Annotated in this window: 14 protein-coding genes and 1 pseudogene; 4 read left to right on the forward strand and 11 right to left on the reverse strand. The window is 71.5% G+C overall.

All coding sequences use genetic code 11. The annotated features are described in order from the left end of the window. Positions 1-122: 122 nt before the first annotated feature. On the reverse strand, positions 123-2,381 hold the full coding sequence (locus tag ABZ876_RS21590) for a heavy metal translocating P-type ATPase (RefSeq protein WP_361783401.1): 2,259 nt from the start codon (positions 2,379-2,381) through the stop codon (positions 123-125). 89 nt (positions 2,382-2,470) lie between these two features. Then, positions 2,471-2,710 (reverse strand): heavy-metal-associated domain-containing protein, encoded by a 240-nt coding sequence (locus tag ABZ876_RS21595; protein ID WP_361783404.1) that lies wholly within the window; start codon positions 2,708-2,710, stop codon positions 2,471-2,473. Positions 2,711-3,133: 423 nt separating this feature from the next. On the opposite strand from ABZ876_RS21595, the gene ABZ876_RS21600 reads away from it, so the two are divergent. Further along, positions 3,134-4,177, forward strand: a complete 1,044-nt coding sequence (locus ABZ876_RS21600) for a zinc-dependent alcohol dehydrogenase family protein (protein WP_361783407.1) — start codon at positions 3,134-3,136, stop codon at positions 4,175-4,177. Positions 4,178-4,263: 86 nt separating this feature from the next. On the opposite strand, the gene ABZ876_RS21605 is transcribed toward ABZ876_RS21600, so the two are convergent. From ABZ876_RS21605 to ABZ876_RS21635, 7 genes are all read right to left on the reverse strand, one after another. Beyond that, positions 4,264-4,464, reverse strand: a complete 201-nt coding sequence (locus ABZ876_RS21605) for a MerR family transcriptional regulator (RefSeq protein ID WP_361783409.1) — start codon at positions 4,462-4,464, stop codon at positions 4,264-4,266. Positions 4,465-4,811: 347 nt separating this feature from the next. Continuing rightward, positions 4,812-5,768 carry a chaplin gene (locus ABZ876_RS21610; protein WP_361783411.1) on the reverse strand — a complete coding sequence of 319 codons (957 nt, stop codon included), beginning with the start codon at positions 5,766-5,768 and terminating at the stop codon, positions 4,812-4,814. A gap of 136 nt (positions 5,769-5,904) precedes the next feature. Further along, positions 5,905-6,135 (reverse strand): chaplin, encoded by a 231-nt coding sequence (locus ABZ876_RS21615; RefSeq protein WP_361783414.1) that lies wholly within the window; start codon positions 6,133-6,135, stop codon positions 5,905-5,907. Positions 6,136-6,339: 204 nt separating this feature from the next. Then, entirely contained in the window at positions 6,340-6,657 is a 318-nt protein-coding gene (locus tag ABZ876_RS21620; RefSeq protein WP_361783417.1) for a rodlin, read from the reverse strand. Positions 6,658-6,843: 186 nt separating this feature from the next. Continuing rightward, entirely contained in the window at positions 6,844-7,311 is a 468-nt protein-coding gene (locus ABZ876_RS21625) for a hypothetical protein (RefSeq protein ID WP_361783420.1), read from the reverse strand. A gap of 168 nt (positions 7,312-7,479) precedes the next feature. Continuing rightward, positions 7,480-8,343 carry an ABC transporter permease gene (locus ABZ876_RS21630; protein ID WP_361783423.1) on the reverse strand — a complete coding sequence of 288 codons (864 nt, stop codon included), beginning with the start codon at positions 8,341-8,343 and terminating at the stop codon, positions 7,480-7,482. Continuing rightward, positions 8,340-11,060, reverse strand: coding sequence for an alpha/beta fold hydrolase (locus ABZ876_RS21635; protein WP_361783426.1), 2,721 nt, complete (start codon positions 11,058-11,060; stop codon positions 8,340-8,342). Before ABZ876_RS21635 ends, ABZ876_RS21630 begins: the two co-directional genes overlap by 4 nt. Positions 11,061-11,459: 399 nt before the next feature. On the opposite strand from ABZ876_RS21635, the gene ABZ876_RS21640 reads away from it, so the two are divergent. The 3 genes and pseudogenes from ABZ876_RS21640 (at position 11,460) to ABZ876_RS21650 (ending at position 14,222) form a co-directional block, all read left to right on the forward strand. Further along, positions 11,460-12,101, forward strand: a complete 642-nt coding sequence (locus ABZ876_RS21640) for a hypothetical protein (RefSeq protein ID WP_361783429.1) — start codon at positions 11,460-11,462, stop codon at positions 12,099-12,101. A gap of 83 nt (positions 12,102-12,184) precedes the next feature. Then, a pseudogene (locus ABZ876_RS21645) lies at positions 12,185-13,327 on the forward strand (FxsB family cyclophane-forming radical SAM/SPASM peptide maturase); the annotation flags it as partial. Positions 13,328-13,391: 64 nt separating this feature from the next. Beyond that, a complete protein-coding gene (locus ABZ876_RS21650; RefSeq protein ID WP_361783432.1) occupies positions 13,392-14,222 on the forward strand; it encodes an AAC(3) family N-acetyltransferase in 831 nt (276 codons plus the stop codon). A gap of 14 nt (positions 14,223-14,236) precedes the next feature. Here the strand turns inward: ABZ876_RS21650 and ABZ876_RS21655 are convergent, their stop codons facing one another. Next, positions 14,237-15,637, reverse strand: a complete 1,401-nt coding sequence (locus tag ABZ876_RS21655; protein WP_361783435.1) for an APC family permease — start codon at positions 15,635-15,637, stop codon at positions 14,237-14,239. A 389-nt stretch (positions 15,638-16,026) separates the two neighbouring features. Further along, a complete protein-coding gene (gene mmsA / locus ABZ876_RS21660) occupies positions 16,027-17,529 on the reverse strand; it encodes a CoA-acylating methylmalonate-semialdehyde dehydrogenase (RefSeq protein WP_361783438.1) in 1,503 nt (500 codons plus the stop codon). Positions 17,530-17,538 lie beyond the last annotated feature (9 nt).

Raw genomic sequence — 17,538 nt, forward strand, 5'->3', positions numbered from 1 at the left:
CCTGAAAATGCGCAAGAGGTCCGATACGGCTATCGGGGCCCCAGCGTAAGGATGATGCGCGAGCCTTGTGAAGAGCTTATGTGAGGCATGCGTCGGACTCTAGAGGGAGTCTCACCTCCGCGTCATGAGAATGCCCGCAGCCGAAGGCTGTTCGTGACCACGAAGACGGACGAGAAGGCCATCGCAGCGCCGGCGATCATGGGGTTGAGCAGCCCGGCCGCGGCCAGCGGCAGCGCGGCCACGTTGTACCCGAAGGCCCACACCAGGTTGCCCTTGATCGTGGTGAGCGTCCGCCGTGACAGCCTGATCGCGTCCGCGGCCACCCGCAGGTCGCCGCGCACCAGCGTCAGATCGCTCGCCTCGATCGCCGCGTCCGTACCGGTGCCCATGGCGAGCCCCAGATCGGCGGTGGCGAGCGCGGCCGCGTCGTTGACGCCGTCGCCGACCATGGCGACGGTCCGCCCCTCGCTCTGCAGCCGCCTGACGACGTCGACCTTGTCCTGCGGCAGCACCTCGGCGATCACATCGTCGGCGTCGATGCCGACGGCGCGCGCCACGGCCTCGGCCACCGCCCGGTTGTCGCCGGTCAGCAGCACCGGCCTCAGCCCCAGGGCGCGCAGCTCCCGTACGGCCTCGGCGCTTGTCTCCTTGATCGTGTCGGCGACGGTGAGCACACCGGCTGCCACACCGTCCCGGGCCACCACGACGGCCGTGTTTCCCTCCGCCTCTGCCTCGGCCTTCGCGCGGGCCACGGCGTCCGGCAGCGCGTCCGGGAAGCGGCCCACCGTGACCTCGTGGCCCTCGACACGGCCGCGTACCCCGAATCCGGGCACGTTCTCGAAGTGCTCCGGCACCGGAAGGGCACCGGCGCGCTCCTGGGCGCCCGCTGCGATCGCCCGGGCGACGGGGTGCTCGGAGGCGTGTTCCAGGGCTCCCGCGAGCCGCAGCAGCCGCTTCTCGTCGGCGCTCTCGACGGCGTACACCCCCTGGAGGGCCATTCGGCCGGTGGTGACCGTGCCGGTCTTGTCCAGGACCACGGTGTCGACGCGGCGCGTGGACTCCAGCACCTCGGGACCCTTGATCAGAATGCCGAGCTGGGCGCCACGGCCCGTCCCCACCATCAGCGCCGTCGGTGTGGCGAGGCCCAGCGCACAGGGGCAGGCGATGATCAGCACCGCGACGGCCGCGGTGAAGGCGGCGACGGTGTCGCCGGTGACACCCAGCCACACCCCGAAGGTGCCGAGCGCGATCAGCAGCACGACGGGTACGAAGATCCCGGAGACCCGGTCGGCGAGGCGCTGCACCTCTGCCTTGCCGTTCTGGGCGTCCTCGACGAGGCGCGCCATCCGCGAAAGCTGGGTGTCGGCGCCCACCCGGGTCGCCTCCACCACCAGCCGGCCCCCCGCGTTGACGGTCGCGCCGGTCACGGCGTCGCCGACGGTCACGTCGACCGGCAGCGACTCACCGGTCAGCATCGACGCGTCGACCGCGGAGGCGCCCTCCACGACGGTGCCGTCCGTGGCGATCTTCTCCCCGGGCCGTACGACGAACCGGTCGCCGACGGCCAGCCGCGCCACCGGGACGCGTACCTCCCGGCCGTCCCGCAGGACCGCCACGTCCTTCGCGCCCAGTTCGAGCAGCGCCTTCAGGGCCGCGCCCGCCTGTCGTTTGGAGCGGGCCTCCAGATAGCGGCCGAGCAGGATGAACGCGATGACCCCGGCGGCCACTTCCAGATAGATGGTCCCTGATCCGTCGGTGCGGGAGACGGTGAGGTCGAAGCCGTGCCGCATGCCGGGCATCCCGGCGTCTCCCCAGAACAGCGCCCACAGCGACCAGCCGAAGGCGGCCAGCGTGCCGACGGAGACGAGGGTGTCCATGGTGGCCGTGCCGTGCCGGGCGTTGGTGAACGCCGCCCGGTGGAAGGGCAGTCCGCCCCAGACGACGACGGGGGCGGCGAGCGTCAGCGAGAGCCACTGCCAGTTGTCGAACTGCAGGGCAGGGACCATCGACAGCAGGACCACGGGCAGCGCGAGCAGGGCGGAGACGGTCAGGCGCCGGCGCAGCGCGGCCGTCTCGGTGTCCTCTTCGGGGGCCCCGGGCCCGTCCGGCCCCGGCTGCTCGGGCTGCGGCGGCGGGGGTGCCTCGGCCGTGTAGCCGGTCTTCACCACGGTGGCGATCAGATCGGCGACCTCGATGCCGTCGGCGTACGAGATCTTCGCCTTCTCCGTCGCGAAGTTCACCGTGGCGGTGACGCCGTCCAGGCGGTTGAGTCTCTTCTCGACCCGGGCCGCGCAGGAGGCGCAGGTCATGCCGCCGATCGTCAGTTCGACCTCAAGGAGCGCGGCCCGGTCTATCGGGGCTGGTGCTGCGGTACTGGTCATGTCCGGACTCCAGATGGAGGACCGGGGCGTACGGAGCCGGTATCAGCCGGTCGGCACGGCCCGGTGCGGAGAGCGGGGGAGGGGGCGGTTCAGGCCTTGCCGACGAGTTCGAAGCCCGCCTCGTCGACCGCGGTGCGCACGGCCTCGTCGTCGAGGGGCGCGGCGGAGACCACCGTGACCTCGCCGGTGGACGCGACCGCCGTTACCGAGCTGACACCGGCGATGCCGGAGATCTCGCCGGAGACGGAACCCTCGCAGTGCCCGCAGCTCATCCCGCTCACCTTGTAGACGGTCGTCACGGAGCCCTGGGTGTCGGTCTGCGCGGTCATGTCGTTACTCCTCGGGGAGAGACGTATGGGGCTTACGGGAACCAGACTATACCCCTAGGGGGTATCGCCCCAAGAGGGGGCCCGATTCCTCGCGAGGGCGGTCCGGCCTCAGGCCTCCGGGTACATGATCAGGCCGGGATCCGCCGCCGTGAGGGCTGGCGGCACGGTCGGCGGCGCGGGTGCGCCCGTCCGGCGGAACACCCTCCGGACGGCCCGCGACCCTCTCCCCGACCGGCGTCGTGTTTCTCCGGCCGGCGTCGGGCTTCACCGACCGGACCGGCGTTTCCCCGGGCGGCATCCCGCATGCCCGGCGGCTGTCGGGTATCGCCGGTGGGTGTCGCGCATACTCGGCTAGTGTTCGGGCGCGAGCAAGGTCCCCGGGACCGCCGGGGACCGCGGGACCCGGGCGGAGGGTGCGGTCGTATGCGTGCGGTGGTGTTCGAGCGGTACGGGGAGCCGGCCGAGGTGCGCGAGGTGCCGGATCCGGAGCCTTCCGAGCACGGGGCCGTGGTACGGGTCGAGGCGACGGGGCTGTGCCGCAGCGACTGGCACGGCTGGATGGGGCACGACCCGGACATCACGCTCCCGCATGTGCCCGGGCACGAACTCGCCGGTGTGGTGGAGGCGGTGGGCCCCCGGGTGACCGGCTGGAGCCCCGGTGACCGGGTCACGGTCCCGTTCGTCTGCGCCTGCGGCAGCTGTCCCTCCTGCGTGGCGGGCGACCAGCAGGTGTGCGAGCGCCAGACACAGCCGGGGTTCACGCACTGGGGATCCTTCGCACAGTACGTGGCCCTGGATTACGCGGACGTGAATCTGGTGGCGGTGCCGGAGGAACTGTCGTTCCGGACGGCCGCGGCGCTGGGGTGCCGGTTCGCCACTGCGTTCCGCGCGGTCGTCCGGCAGGGCCGGACGGCGGCGGGGGAGTGGGTCGCCGTGCACGGCTGCGGGGGCGTCGGCCTGTCGGCGGTGATGATCGCCGCGGCCGCGGGGGCGAGGGTCGTGGCCGTCGACGTGTCGCCCCGGGCCCTGGAGCTGGCACGGCAGTTCGGCGCGGCGGAGTGTGTGGACGCGACGCGCGCCGAGGACACGGCGGCAGCGGTCCGTGAACTGACGGGCGGCGGCGCCCATGTCTCCCTGGACGCGCTCGGCTCCCCGCCCACCTGCGCCGCGTCGGTGAACGGCCTGCGCCCCCGCGGCCGCCATGTCCAGGTCGGCCTGCTGCCGTCACCCGACGGCACGACCCCGGTCCCCATGGCCCGGGTGATCGCTCTGGAACTGGAACTGCTCGGCAGCCACGGAATGGCGGCCCACGCCTATCCGCCGCTGCTGGAACTGGTCCGCTCGGGTGCCCTGCGCCCCGACCTCCTGGTCACCTCGGCGATTCCGCTGGAAGCGTCCCCGGCGGCCCTGGCCTCCCTGGGAAAGGCGCCGGGCCGCGGAGTGACCGTCATCGAACCGTGGGGCTGAGTGCGCCGCGCCACGGAGGGCGCCCCGGCCATGACACGGGAGTGGCCCGGCCCGGACGGGGGCGGGCCACTCGCCGGAAGGAGGGGTCAGGGCTCCGCGCGGCCGCGGTTGCCGGGCCGGGAGGCGACCCAGGCCCGGACCGTGTCGGCGTACCAGAAGGGTTTCCCGCCCTCCACATGGTCGGGCGGGGGGAGCAGCCCGTGTTTTCGGTACGACCTCACGGTGTCCGGCTGCACCCGGATGTGCGCGGCGATCTCCTTGTACGACCAGAGGTGGCGGTCGGTCATCAGTAGCACCTCCCCGCGCGCGCCGCGGTGGCGACCGGGGGAGGCCGACAGGGGAGCCGGGCGCTGCGCTGGCGATCACGAACCTGTGACTGCGTCAACGACAGTGAGCCGGGGCGGGCAGGGCCTGTGGACGGGGTGTGACCGGATTACCGTCCCCGCGGAACACCTGTGACGTGCCGGGGTTCTTTGTGACACGGATGACGCATTGGCCGGGTGGGGCGCTTGTTGCCGAGGACGGCGACGGCCCAGGGGCGGCACCCGCTGTGTGCGGGTGCCGCCCCTGGGCCGTGGATCGAGGGGACCGGACGGGTGCCGGACGCGGACGCCCGGCACCCGTCGTACTGGGACTAGAAGCGGGACGCGACGCGGCCCCGCCGGTACAGGACGAGCCCGCCGGCCAGCATCGCGACGCTGACGGCCGAGGCCGCGATCACGCCTTCACTGCCGGTCTCGGCCAGGGCGGGCGTGGGGTGCGAGGCGTGGACGGGCGCGTGCGGCACGTGCCGCCCAGGCTGCTGCGGCGGCGTCTGCGGCGGCGTCTGTGGGTTCTGCGGCGGCGTCTGCGGCGGCGTCTGTGGGTTCTGCGGCGGCGTCTGCGGCGGCGTTTGCGGGTTCTGCGGCGGCGTCTGCGGCGGCGTTTGCGGGTTCTGCGGCGGCGTCTGCGGCGGCGTTTGCGGGTTCTGCGGAACGGTCTGCGTACCGGTGGCCGGGCCACAGGAGTTGCCGGACGCCTCGTTCAGCAGGCCGACCACGTTGATGCCGTTGCCGCAGGCGTTGACCGGGACGTGCACGGGAGCCTGGACGTTGTTGCCGGAGGCGACGCCGGGCGAGCCGGTCGCAGTGCCCGTGGCGTGCGCGCCCGTGGACGAGGCCTGTCCGCCGGAGGTGTTGCCACAGGAGTTGCCGGACGCCGTGTTCAACAGGGCGGCCACGTTGATGCCGTTGCCGCAGGCGTTGACCGGGACGTGCACGGGAGCCTGGACGTTGTTGCCGGAGGCGACGCCGGGCGAGTCGGCCGCCGTGCCCGTGGCGTGCGCGCCCGTGGACGAGGTCTGCCCGCCGGAGGCGTGGGCACAGGCATTGCCGAAAGCGGGGTTCAACGCGGCGATCACATTGACCGTGTTACCGCAGATGTTCACCGGGACGTGCACGGGGGCCTGGACGTTGTTGCCGGAGGCGACGCCGGGCGAGCCGTTCGCAGTGCCGTCGGCGTGGGAGTCCGCGTACACCGGGTTGCCGCACAGGGACAGAATGCCCGTCGCGGCGGCTGCCGCGACCATTCCCCTGCTCAGGGTCTGTCGCAATCTCGTTGTCTTCCTGCTGATAGAAGTGGGTGAAGTGGGAAGGCCGGCCCTGGAACCGGAAAGAGGACTCCAAGGCCGGCCGGAACACAGCCGGGCAGCTGACGTGTGACGACCTCAGCCGTCGGCGGCCATGGCGTCAGTTCGCGCAGGTGTTGGCGCCGGCCGGGTTGAGCAGCCCGATCACGCTGACGGTGAGGCCGCAGGCGTTGACCGGGACGTGCACGGGAACCTGGACGACATTCCCCGAGCCGATGCCCGGGGAGGCGGTCGCGGTGGCCTCGGCACCGGAGTCGGCCATGGCCGGGGCGGCCATGCCGAGCGTCATGATGGCACCGGCGACGACGGCGGCACTCTTCTTGTGCTTCACGTACTTTCCCTTCCTCGCGGTCGTGCCCCTGTGACGGCCGAAGCCGAGCGAGCGCACTTTGAACGGCTCGCCGCACGACTGCAGTCTGTGAAACGAGGAATAGACGACCGAAGCAACTCCCCGTCGGAGGGCGCCGGTCAATTCACCCGAATGCCATCGCCGAATTCACACGCCGGGCGAGTACCGGGTATTGACGCGGAACGCTCAGCTGGTGCCCGCGCGGCCGCCCGCCAGGAGCGGTGCGGCCTGGGTCGCCTCCGGTACGGCAGCGACGACCGAACCGGTGTCGGTCTGCGCCGGCAGACCGGTGCCGAGCTTGTTCAGGGAGGTCTGCACCAGGGAGGACTGCGGACTCGTACCGCTCCCGGTCACCTGGTCGCCGATCGGGTCCGGGACGGTGGGTGAGCCGGTGGACGTGGTGCGCCCGTCGTCACCGAGAGCAAGCGCCTGGGGAGCGGCCGCCGCCGTGGCACCGACGACGGAAGCCACGACCGCCGCCATGGCCATTGCCTGCTTGAGCATTTTTCTCGCGTTCCTTTCCTGGCAGAGACACGCGTTCTGCTCTGCCACCAACCAGGCGTATCCGTATTGGTTTCGTGGATTCACCCGGTCGGCCGTTCGGGGAACGGTAATTGCGCTCATAGCGGTAATGCGGATCCGAACGCGCGGACGCCGCTCGCGCGGCGGTCGTCCGGGCGGCCCGGCCGCTCAGCCGCCGGACGATGCGTCGATCTCCCGGGTGAACGCCGTCGTCAGGGCTGACCGAGGCCGTGAAGGCCGGATGCCTGCCGGATCGCCGCCGCCAGCTCGCGTACCTCGGCGTCCCGGGTGCGCGAGGCGAGGGTGTCGGCACGGTCGGCGAGTACGGGGAGGCCGGGGTGCGCCGGGGAGGGGGCCCCGGCCGGTGTCGGCCCGGCGCAGGCTCTGCGCGAAGTAGGCCGCGGTCGCGGCGACGTGCAGCCCGTACGGCGCATGCCCCAGGTCGTCGTCCAGGGAACCGGTCACCACCTGGCCCGACTCCTCGTGCGGGGCCCGGGTGGCCGGGTCCAGCCAGCGGACGCTCGCCGTGGCGAGATGCCCGGTGGCGCCGGGCCGGGTGCCGGCCGCGTAGAGCGGGCCCGCGAGTGTGAGCGCGAGCAGCGTGCCGCCAGGTCGTCGTGTCCGGTACTCACCCATCGGCGCCCCTCCGTCCGTCCATGTCACCGGCTGCGGTCTTCCTCTGCGGCGACGTCTGCGACTCTGACGGCGGAAGGGGCGCCGATGTGCGGTACGGGGCGTTGCGGATGGATCTCGAACCGGCCACGGCGGGCGGCCGCCGAGAGCGGTGGGAGACGCTCCGTTGACCTAGGAGACGACGTCCTTGCGCGCGAAACCGCGGAAGGCCAGGGCGAACAGCACCAGCGCGTACGTTATGGAAACCGCCGCGCCCTGGATCATGCCGGACCACTCGGGGCGCGGCTGGACGGCGTCCGCCCAGGCGAACTGCCAGTGCGCGGGCAGGAAGTCCCGCCAGTGGCCGAGCGCGGTGACCGCGTCCAGCACGTTCCCGACGATCGTGAGGCCGACCGCGCCGCCCACCGCGCCCAGCGGTGCGTCCGTCCGGGTGGACAGCCAGAACGCGAGCCCGGCGGTGACCAGTTGGGACACGAAGACGTACGCCACCACGACCACGAGCCGCTGGGCCGCCGTGCCCGCGGAGAGGGCGCCGCCCGTCGGTATCTCCAGCGGCCCCCAGCCGTAGGCCGCCGTGCCCACCGCGAGCGCGACGACCGGCAGCAGCACCATGGCCGCGAGACTCAGACCGAGCCCGACCGCGAGCTTGGACCACAGCAGACGGGCGCGCGGGACGGGTGCCGCGAGCAGATAGCGCAGCGAGGACCAGCTCGCCTCGGAGGCGACCGTGTCCCCGCAGAACAGGGCGACCGGGATCACGAGCAGGAATCCGGCGGAGACGAAGAGGTTCACCGCGGCGAAGTTGGCGCCCGACGCCGTCGCCGTGTCCATGAGCGTGACCTGCCCGTTGCGGGAGCCCGGGTCGCCGCCGATGGCGAAGGCCAGGACCAGCACGAACGGCAGCACGGCCAGGATCGCGGCCATGACGAGCGTACGGCGCCGCTTCACCTGCCGGACGAGCTCGACGCGCAACGGAAGCGTCCGCCGCGCCCGGTACCCGTCGGCCGTCTCCGCCCGCTCGGCGAGCGTACTCATGCGGAACCTCCGATCAGGGTGAGGAAGGCGTCCTCGAGACGACGGTGGGGCCCGAGCGAGGCCACCGGCACGTCGAGCCGGACCAGCTCGACGAGCAGCCGCGCCGCGGCCGCGGCCGCGGAACCGGAGGCGGAGGCGAGCGGCTCGGGTGGTTCCGCCGGGGGCGCGTTGAGGGCGAGCGGTTCCGCCGCCGGTGTGAGGCGTACCAGCAGTCCGCCCTCCGTCCGTACCGCCGACGAGACGCCCGGCAGTGCGGCCACCTTCTCCACCAGCGGGTCCGCGATCTCGGCCGCAAGGCCCACGAGCAGGGTGTCGCCGGAGCCCACGATCTCCTCCACCGGCCCCGCCTGCACCAGTCGGCCGCGGTCCATGACCACCAGGTGTGTGCAGGACTGCTCGACCTCCGCCAGCAGATGGCTTGAGACGATGACCGTCCGGCCGCCCGCCGCGTACCGGATCACGACCTCGCGCATCTGCCGGATCTGCGGCGGGTCCAGACCGTTGGTCGGTTCGTCGAGGATCAGCAGGTCCGGCAGGCCGAGCATGGCCTGCGCGAGGGCGAGCCGCTGGCGCATGCCCTGGGAGTACGTGCGGACCGCGCGGGACAGCGCGTCACCGAGCCCGGCGATCTCCAGCGCCTCGTCCAGGTGCGCGTCCTCGGGCGGGCGGCCCGTCGCCCCCCAGTACAGCTCCAGGTTCTCCCGGCCGGACAGATGCGGCAGGAAGCCGGCGCCCTCCACGAAGGCGCCGACCCGTGACAGCACCGGTGCGCCCGGGCGGATCGCGTGGCCGAAGACCCGGATCTCACCGCCGTCCGGCTTGATGAGGCCCATCAGCATGCGCAGCGTCGTCGTCTTGCCCGCGCCGTTCGGTCCGAGCAGGCCCAGTACCTGGCCCCGCTCCACACGGAAGGAGAGGCCCCGCACCGCGTACCGGTCCGCCGACTTCCCGTACCGCTTGCCGAGGTCCGTGATCTGGAGCGGAACCTCGGCCAGCGCGGGATCGGGAGCCGGTGTCGTCGTGGCGCGGCGGCCCGTCAGGAGCAGGGCCGCAGCGACCGCCGCTCCGGCCGGGGGCAGCCACCAGACCCAGGAGGGCAACGGGGCCGCCGCGGTCGTCACGCCCGGTGCCGTGGGCACCGTCAGGCCGCTCCTCAGGGCGACCCGGTACGTGGCCGGCGCGGCCGGTGACGCATAGCCGAGGTCCGTGGAGGCCAGGACCAGCCGCAGCCGGTGGCCCTTCTGCACCTCGTGGTCGATGGCGGGCAGGGTCAGCGTGAGGTCCTTGCCGTCCTTGGCGCCCGCCACCCGGACGGGGGCGACCAGCTGGGAGGGCAGCACCGGCCGGCCGCCGCCCGGTCCGACGTCGTACACCTTCCCGAAGAGCACCGCGTCGTCGCTCGTCGACGTCACATGGAGGGTCACCGTCGGCGACCCGGTGATCCACAGGTCGCCGCGGACCGGAGCCGAGTCGAACTGCGCGTACTGCCCGGGGAAGTCGAGCGACACCCCGATGCCCAGCGACGACAGCTGGGACAGGCCGCCGGAGCCGCCGAGGCCGGGGAGCGCGGAGACCGCGGGCGGGCTCGCGCCCGGCGGGTTCGCGAAACTCTGTTCGCGACCGGCGAGCGGGACCGTCCGCCGTCCGCTGCCCAGACCCGGGTAGGTGTCCGCGCTCGCACCGCGCAACAGGGCCGCGCCGTCCGTGGAATCGATGCCCCCGGTCCGGGTGATGCGGAAGGCGGGGCCGGTATCGACGCCCTTCTCCCCCTTCAGATAGCGGTCGAACCACGCCGTGACGCGCGCCTGGACGCGGCCCGTCTCCAGGTCGCCGCCGTCGTGGCCGCCCGCGATCCAGTCGACGTCCACCGGCGCGCCGTTCGCCCGGATGGCCCTGGCCGCCGCGTCCGCCTGGCCGAGCGGGAACAGCGAGTCGGACCGGCCCTGCACCAGCAGGGTGGGCACCCTGATGTCCTTGCCGACGGCGGACGGGGAGTGGGCCTGCAGGAGGGCGCGCGCCTGTGCGTCGGGCGTTCCGGACTCCGCGACCCGCTCGTACATCCGGCACAGCTCGTCGGTGAACTTGCCGCAGCCGCCGCCGGAGTTCAGGAAGACGCCGGCCCACAGCTTCTTGAACACGCCGTTCGGGAACAGGGCGTCCGCCAGGTTCCAGTACGTGATCGCCGGGGCGATCGCGTCCACCCTGTGGTCGTGGCCGGCGGCCAGCAGCGAGATCGCCCCGCCGTAGGACGCGCCCGCCATGCCCACGCGCGGGTCGCCGGGCCCGTCGAGTTCGACCTCGGGCCGCTTCGCCAGCCAGTCGAGCAGCTTGGAGACGTCGGCGACCTCGCCCCCGGGATCGTTCAGCCCGATCTTTCCCGTGGACCTTCCGAAGCCGCGCGCCGACCAGGTCAGCACGGCATACCCGTCCCGTGCGAGCTTCTCCGCCTGGCCCCTGACGTCGTCCTTGCTCCCGCCGAATCCGTGGGCGAGCAGGACGGCCGGGCGCCGGCCGGCCGGCCCCGCGGTGAAGTAGGACGTGTCGATCCGCACGCCGCCGCCCATGTCCATGACTCTGTCGGCGCGGTGCACGGCAGGCGCGTCGTCCGAGGCGACGGCCGACCACGTACCGACGCAGGCCAGCACCAGGACGACCGCGGCCACGGCGGCCACGGCCCCTCGGCGCAGCCCCCGGAGCGCGGGCAGTCGAAGATCCATGCGTCAACGGTAGAGGCCGCCACCGACAACCGCGGCAGCCGCCGGACGGAACTGCGGGCCCTCCCCCAGGCGTACGGACCGGGTGCCGCATACCGCAGCCGCGGTACGGGCGTTCGGGGGTGTCACCTGGACGGCTCGGCACCGTCGTTTCCCAGAGGCCTTTCGCCGCCTCCCAGGGCTTTCCTCCTCTCACCGGCCGCTCGGACACCGGCCGCAGGATGTCCGGAAACGTACCTGGGAGGGGAATTCCGCCTCTGTCATGCTGTGCGGCACCCGAGTGCCTGCTGAACGAAAGCGGGAAACAACCGAATGACAGGTGGCACCGTTCTGCCGGGGTCGGGGCATCTGGACGACCGCCAGCACCGTGTACGTCGAAGTCCGCTGCTTTTCACCGCACCCGTGGTCCTGCTCGCGCTGCTCAGTCTCATGATGTTCTGGGACATGGCGAAGGAGAACGTCTCCCCGGCTCTCGAAGGACAGTGGCCGTGGCGATTCGAACTGCTTGCGCCGGAGGCGCTGTCCAACCTCCTGGCCGTATCCCTCGGTTTTGTGTTCGCGCGCGCCCAGTACGCGAGGACGGTCAGGCCGATCATCGGCTGGAGCGGCCGTGTGAGTGCCGGCTCGCATGCCATGCACAGCAAGCATGTCTGGGTGATCGAGATCAGGAACGGAGGAATGCACAGCGCCATCCTGGAGAGCGCCGACTACTGCGTTCAGCCGAAAGGCGAACACATCCCGGCCGCGGACGTCCCGTGGCAGGGCTACGAGGCCACCGTTTCCGGGCTGGAATCCCTGGGCCTTCAGATCGGCAAGGACTTCGACCTGAACCCGATCGGGCCCGGATCCCCGCTCGTCGTCTCGGGAAGCGGCCATGGTCTGTACACCGCACGTCTCTCGGTACCCGCAATCTCCTTGCTGGACAACCTTTACATCCGCATACGCGTGATCGATGCAGTAGGAGATACCCATGAGCGAATCCTTCACTGCCTCCGGGGAGCCGAAGTCGAAATGCGCAGCGCTCTCGCCACCGACGAGCCGTGAGCACACTCCTTCCGCGACCGGGCCCGGCCATCCGGAGCCGAAGGACATGAGGAATCCGGTACGCGGCCCGGAGGGACGTGACCATGACCGATATCGGCTCGTCACGTTCGACTCCTGCATCTGAGGAGAGCGGCGCGCTCGCCACCACACCGTGCGTGCGGCAGTTCGTCGTCAAGGTGCACAGCCGCTGCGATCTGGCGTGCGACCACTGCTATGTCTACCGGCACGCCGACCACAGCTGGCGCGGGCGGCCTCCGGTGATGTCCTACGAGGTGATCTCACGGACCGCCGGGCGGATCGCCGAGCATGCCGCGGCCCATGGGCTGGACACCGTGAACGTGGTCCTGCACGGCGGCGAACCGCTCCTGGCCGGGCACGCCCGGCTGCGCCGGATCGCCGAGGAACTCCATACGGCCCTGGATCACCACTGCCGGCTGGACCTGCGGATCCAGACGAACGCCGTGCGTCTGGACGAACGCTTCTGCGAGCTCTTCCGCGAGTACGACATCAAGGTCGGGGTATCGCTGGACGGCGACCGTACGGCGCACGACCGCCATCGCCGTTTCGCGGACGGCCGCGGCAGCCATGACCGCGTGCTGCGGGGTGTGGGGCTGCTGCGCAGGCCGCGCTACCGGCATCTGTTCGCCGGCCTGCTGTGCACCGTCGACCGGGGGAACGATCCCCTGCGGGTGTACTCGGCCCTGCTGGAACTGCACCCTCCGAGGATCGACTTCCTGTTGCCCCACGCCACATGGGACCACCCGCCCGCCCGAGCCGACGGCACACCGACCCCCTACGCCGACTGGCTGACCACCATCGCCGACCGGTGGTTCGAGACCGGCCGGCCCGTACCCGTGCGGCTGTTCGACTCGATCCTCAGTCTGCTCGCGGGCGGCCCGAGTTTCGTCGAGTCCCTGGGCACGGCTCCGGCCGACCTCGTGGTGGTCGAGACCGACGGCACCTTCGAGCAGGCGGACTCGCTCAAGACGGCCTACGACGGGGCGCCCGCGACCGGCATGGACGTCTTCTCCCACAGCCTCGACGAGGTCGCGGGCCACCCCGGTCTGCGCGAGCGCCGGCGCGGTCTCGCCGGGCTCTGCGCCACATGCCGGTCCTGCCCCGTGGTGCATGTGTGCGGCGGCGGCCTCTACGCCCACCGGTACCGCTCCGGCAGCGGATTCGGCAATCCCTCGGTCTACTGCGGTGACCTGATGGCCTTGATCACCTCTTTCAACGACCGGCTCCCGGACGCCCGACGCGCCCGGGAGCGCTGACCCGGAAAGGTCATCCATGCACACTCTCGGCGAACGCCCCTATCAGCCGGTCATCGACGAGGAGCACCTGGCGGAGGAGTTCCGAGCGCTCGGCGTCCGCCCCGGCGGGGTGCTGCTGACCCACGCCTCCCTGCGCAGCCTCGGCCCGGTGCGGGGCAAGAGCAGGGCGGTGGTACGGGCGCTGCGTGCCGCCCTCGGCCCCGAGGGCACCCTGGTGGTGCCCACCTTCACCCCGGAGAACTCCGACACGTCCCTCGTCTACCGCCGGCGCGTCCAAGGGCTGACCGAGCCGCAGATCGCGGAGCTCCGCCGCAGAATGCCCCCGTACGACCGTTGGCGCACCCCCGCGGTGTCGACGGGGCGGCTGGCCGAAGAGGTGCGGACCCATCCCGAGGCGCTGCGCAGTGAGCACCCGCAGACGTCCTTCGCGGCCATCGGCCCCCTGTCCCACAGGATCATCTCCGGCCATTCCCCCCGCTGCCACCTCGGGGAGTGCTCCCCGCTGGCCAGGCTGTACGAGGAGGGGGCCCAAGTGCTTCTCCTCGGAGTGGGATTCGCCTCCTGCACCGCGTTCCACCTGGCGGAGTACCGCATGCCGGAGAAGCCGATGCAGGAGTACCACTGCGTCATCAGGGTCCGGGGGGAGCGGACCTGGTGGAGCTATACGGACGTGGCACTGGACGACAGCGACTTCGCGGTGCTCGGGGCGTCGTTCGAGGAGAGCGGGGCCCCGATCGGCACGGGACGGGCCGGGAGGGCCGACGCCCGGGTTTTCGGTGTCAGGGACGCCGTCGATCACGCGGTGGCGTGGATGTCGTCCCATCGCCCGGGGCGTCGGCAGAGGTAGACCGGCCCAGGGCGTCAGGCCCGCGCGTCCTCCGGGATCGACACCAGCCAGCGGGTGTCGCGGCGGGGGCGGAGGTAGAGCGCCCAGTACAGGGTGGCCGCCGCGGTGATGCCGCCCGTCCACAGCAGGTAGCCGACCTCCTGCCGGCTGAGGATGTACGCGAGGACCGCGATCAGCAGGACCGGCATCGCGGGCCACAGGGGCATGCGCCAGGCGGGTGTGTGCCCGTGCGTGCCGCGCCGGGAGAGCAGGGCGGCGACCGCGACCAGCAGGTACATGCCGGTCACCGAGACGCCCGTGACGCCGTAGAGGGTGTCCAGGTTGACGAAGCACAGGAGCGCGCCGGGGACGCCGACGACGAGGGTGGCGACCCAGGGGGAGCCGAACCGGCCGAGCCTGGAGAGCGCGTTGTTGACCGGCTCGGGCCAGGCCTTGTCGCGGGCGGAGGCGAACAGCACGCGGGAGTTCTGGATGACCATGACGATGCCCGCGTTGATGATGGCGAGCGCCACGCACAGGCTCACGAAGGTGCCGACGGCCGAGTTGGACCAGGCGGTGACCATGCTGCTGATGTCGCCGCCCGTCAGCGCCTTCAGGTCGGAGGCGCCCATGGTGATCGCCACGACCGGGACCAGGATGACGACCGTGGAGATGGCGAGGGTGGCGAGGACCGTGCGGGCGACGTTGCGGCGCGGGTTCTCCAGCTCCTCGGAGAGGTAGACGGCGGTCGAGAAGCCCTGGGTGACGAAGAGGGCGATGGCGAGCCCGGAGACCACCAGCATGGCCGTCACGGTGTCCGTGTGGCCGCCGGAGCCCGCCACCTTCATCGAGACCAGGCTGCCGAGGCCGCGCTCGCTGTGGGTGAAGCCCAGGACCGCCACGACACCCGCGGCCACCACTTCCAGGACCAGGAAGATGCCGGTGATCCAGGCGTTGGCGCGCAGGTCCAGCAGTCCGGCGAGGGTGGCGAGCAACATGACGGAGGCGCCCGTCATCGCCGGGTCGAGGTGCACGACCGGTGCGAGGTAGTCCGCCGTGCCCATGGCGATCACCGGCGGGACGATCATCACGACCAGCAGGGACAGCACGAAGACCAGCCAGCCGGCGAGCCGCCCGGCCAGCGTCGACACCATGGCGTACTCACCGCCGGCGCTGGGGATCAGGGTGCCCAGCTCCGAGTAGCAGAACGCCACGGCGATACAGAGGAGGGAGCCGATGGCGATCGTGAGGGCGGTGGCGGTGCCGAGCGAGCCGAACAGGTCGGGGACGACCACGAAGAGCGTGGAGGCGGGCGTCACGCACGACAGGGTGAGCAGGGTGCCGCCGACGATCCCGATGGAACGCTTGAGTGTCTGGGGACTGTTCTCCGGTGTCTGGGCGACGGAGTTCTCGACAGGGCGGAGCGTGTCGGTCATGCGGCGTTTCCGATCGACTCGTGCGGCGGTGGTGGGGGCGGGAGCGCTATCGCCTCCGGAGGCTGGGTCGTACTACTGCTCGTCCTCTCCCGGTGCGCTGCATGGAACCCCGACGAAATCCGGCGCGTCAATGCCCGTTTACCTTCGGAATCCGCAGCTGTAAAGCGGTCTACGTCACGTTGCTTTCCCAGGACGTGACGCCCGCCCGTCTCATTAGCCAAGCTCTCAAGTGAGTGGACCTTGTTTTCGAAGGTGAAATGCGCGCTGAGCCTGCGTAATCCGTTTCGTACCGCCCGCACGGGAACCGCAGGAGCGGCGTCAAAAAAATGTCAGGCCGTCCGGTATCCGGACGGCCTGACAAGGGTCTGACGGGCGGTTCTGCGTGACGATCAGTGGTTGCGCGGGAAGCCGAGGTCCACGCCTGCCGGGGCCTCCGAGGGGTCGGGCCAGCGGGTGGTGATCACCTTGCCGCGGGTGTAGAAGTGCGTGCCGTCGTTGCCGTAGATGTGGTGGTCGCCGAAGAGCGAGTCCTTCCAGCCGCCGAAGGAGTGGTAGCCCACCGGGACCGGGATCGGCACGTTGACACCCACCATGCCGGCCTCGATCTCCAGCTGGAAGCGACGGGCCGCGCCGCCGTCCCGGGTGAAGATCGCGGTGCCGTTGCCGAACGGGGAGGCGTTGATCAGGGCGACGCCCTCCTCGTACGTCTCCGCGCGCAGCACGCACAGCACCGGACCGAAGATCTCGTCCCGGTACGCCTTCGCCGTGGTCGGCACCTTGTCCAGGAGCGAGATGCCGATCCAGTGGCCGTCCTCGCAGCCGTCCACGGTGTAACCGGTGCCGTCCAGGACGACCTCGGCACCCTCCGCCGCCGCGCCCGTCACGTACGAGGCCACCTTGTCGCGGTGTGCCCTGGTGATCAGCGGGCCCATCTCGGAGGCCGGGTCGTTGCCCGGACCGATCTTGATCTTCTCGGCGCGCTCGCGGATCTTCTCCACCAGTTCGTCGCCGATGGATCCGACGGCCACGACGGCGGAGATCGCCATGCAGCGCTCGCCCGCAGAGCCGTACGCCGCCGAGACCGCCGCGTCCGCCGCCGCGTCCAGGTCGGCGTCCGGCAGGACCAGCATGTGGTTCTTGGCGCCGCCCAGGGCCTGGACACGCTTGCCGTTCGCGGAGGCGGTGGTGTGGATGTAGCGGGCGATAGGGGTCGAGCCGACGAAGGACACGGCCTTGACGTCCGGGTGCTCGAGAAGACGGTCCACGGCCACCTTGTCGCCGTGGACGACGTTGAAGACACCGTCCGGAAGGCCCGCCTCCGCCAGCAGCTCGGCGAGCCGGATCGAGGCGGACGGGTCCTTCTCGGACGGCTTCAGGATGAAGGTGTTCCCGCATGCGATGGCGATCGGGAACATCCACATCGGCACCATCGCCGGGAAGTTGAACGGCGTGATGCCGGCGACGACGCCGAGCGGCTGCCGGATCCCGGCCACGTCCACACGGCTCGCGACCTGCGTGGACAGCTCGCCCTTCAGCTGCACGTTGATGCCGCACGCCAGGTCGACGATCTCCAGGCCGCGCGCCACCTCGCCGAGCGCGTCGCTGTGGACCTTGCCGTGCTCGGCGGTGATCAGCTCGGCGATCTCGTCGCGGTGCGCGTCCAGCAGAGCCCGGAATCTGAAGAGGATGGACGTGCGCTGCGCGAGGGAGGACTGCCCCCACGTCACGAACGCCTCCCTGGCCGCGGCGACGGCCGCGTCCACCTCGTCCGCGGTCGCGAAGGCGACCTTGGTGGTGACCGCACCGGTCGCCGGGTCCGTCACCGGACCGTACGTGCCCGACGCGCCTTCGGCGGTCTTGCCGCCGATCCAGTGGTTGACGATCTTCGTCATGCCCAAGAA

This window comes from Streptomyces sp. NPDC046931 (genome assembly GCF_040644655.1).
Lineage (GTDB): Bacteria > Actinomycetota > Actinomycetes > Streptomycetales > Streptomycetaceae > Streptomyces.

What these genes read in the sequence shown, in the direction of transcription:
- ABZ876_RS21590 (WP_361783401.1), bottom strand. Translation starts at nt 2,381, where the DNA reads ATGACCAGTACCGCAGCACCAGCCCCGATAGACCGGGCCGCGCTCCTT.
- ABZ876_RS21595 (WP_361783404.1), bottom strand. Translation starts at nt 2,710, where the DNA reads ATGACCGCGCAGACCGACACCCAGGGCTCCGTGACGACCGTCTACAAG.
- ABZ876_RS21600 (WP_361783407.1), top strand. Translation starts at nt 3,134, where the DNA reads ATGCGTGCGGTGGTGTTCGAGCGGTACGGGGAGCCGGCCGAGGTGCGC.
- ABZ876_RS21605 (WP_361783409.1), bottom strand. Translation starts at nt 4,464, where the DNA reads ATGACCGACCGCCACCTCTGGTCGTACAAGGAGATCGCCGCGCACATC.
- ABZ876_RS21620 (WP_361783417.1), bottom strand. Translation starts at nt 6,657, where the DNA reads ATGCTCAAGCAGGCAATGGCCATGGCGGCGGTCGTGGCTTCCGTCGTC.
- ABZ876_RS21625 (WP_361783420.1), bottom strand. Translation starts at nt 7,311, where the DNA reads ATGGGTGAGTACCGGACACGACGACCTGGCGGCACGCTGCTCGCGCTC.
- ABZ876_RS21630 (WP_361783423.1), bottom strand. Translation starts at nt 8,343, where the DNA reads ATGAGTACGCTCGCCGAGCGGGCGGAGACGGCCGACGGGTACCGGGCG.
- ABZ876_RS21635 (WP_361783426.1), bottom strand. Translation starts at nt 11,060, where the DNA reads ATGGATCTTCGACTGCCCGCGCTCCGGGGGCTGCGCCGAGGGGCCGTG.
- ABZ876_RS21650 (WP_361783432.1), top strand. Translation starts at nt 13,392, where the DNA reads ATGCACACTCTCGGCGAACGCCCCTATCAGCCGGTCATCGACGAGGAG.
- ABZ876_RS21655 (WP_361783435.1), bottom strand. Translation starts at nt 15,637, where the DNA reads ATGACCGACACGCTCCGCCCTGTCGAGAACTCCGTCGCCCAGACACCG.
- mmsA (WP_361783438.1), bottom strand. Translation starts at nt 17,529, where the DNA reads ATGACGAAGATCGTCAACCACTGGATCGGCGGCAAGACCGCCGAAGGC.